Source organism: Mesorhizobium sp. B3-1-7, from assembly GCF_006439385.1.
Classification (GTDB): Bacteria; Pseudomonadota; Alphaproteobacteria; order Rhizobiales; family Rhizobiaceae; genus Mesorhizobium.
Map to the genome: position 1 here is coordinate 1 of NZ_VFTL01000086.1, position 1,120 is coordinate 1,120.

At 60.2% G+C, this 1,120-nt stretch carries 1 protein-coding gene; it reads left to right on the plus strand.

Annotated features, from left to right (window positions below; genetic code table 11):
* Positions 1–44: 44 nt before the first annotated feature.
* Positions 45–1,120, plus strand: a 1,076-nt coding sequence (locus FJ417_RS32980) for an IS4 family transposase (RefSeq protein WP_140786340.1), incomplete at its 3' end; no start/stop codon positions are given.

Genomic DNA, 1,120 nt, shown 5'->3' on the forward strand with positions numbered 1-1,120 from the left:
CACAGTACACGACGCAAGGGTGAGGACGGCTTGAAGTGATTTGATTGGAGGATTCTTCGCCAAAAGGATCCGCCGATGCCGATCACGATTCACACCGCCCTCATCGAGACCCTAAGCCGTCATTTGCACTGCGCAATTCGCGCCTGGAAACACTCGCGGTTCTGATCATCGGCATGGTTCAAGGCCGCACGGTCAATCTGAGCCATGTGGCGAGCCAGTTTCCGGGGGCCGCGCAACACGGGTCGAACTATCGCCGCCTGCAGCGCTTCTTCCAGTCGATCCGGCTGGATCAGGCACTCGTCGCGCAGCTCGTCGTGCGCATGCTGAACCTGTCGCGGCCCAAATGCCTGGCGCTCGACCGCACCAGCTGGAAGGTCGGCTGCAAGGACATCAACATTCTCATGCTGGCCATCGTGACGCGACGCTTTCGCGTACCGCTGCTGTGGACGGTGCTCGACCACCAGGGCAACAGCAACACGCACCAGCGCATCGAGTTGATGCGGCGCTATCTCGACCTGTTCGGCGCGGCTTCGATCGAACTGCTGCTCGCCGACCGCGAGTTCATCGGCGCCGATTGGGTCAAATTCCTGATGCAAAACAAGGTCCCGTTTGCCATTCGCGTCAAGGTCGGCCAGTGCGTCGCCCTGGCCGATGGAAAGCTCTGGACACTCCAGACCCTGCTGAGAAAGCGCCGCAAGAGCCGCAGCGTCACGACGCTTGAGGCCGGCCTGCCGGCTGCATCCGTCCGTTTATCCTTCGCTGCCAAATGGATCGACGGCAGAAAAGGCCAGCAGGGCGAATGGCTCATCGTCATGACCAACAGCCAGGACGCCAAGGCCGCCATCATAGCCTACAAGAGCCGTTGGGCCGTCGAATGCCTGTTCGGCGATGCCAAGACCCGCGGCTTCAACATCGAAGACACCAGAATGACCGCGCCAGACAAGATCGATACCCTGACAGCCATTCTCGCCATCGCAATCACATGGGCCTATCGATGTGCAACCCAAACCATGGGTATGAAGGCCATCAAGCGAAAGGCCCACGGCCGACGCGAAAAGTCATGGTTCCGCATCGGACTAGACGCCCTCAGGGCATGGATCAACTTCTCACCCCAAAACGC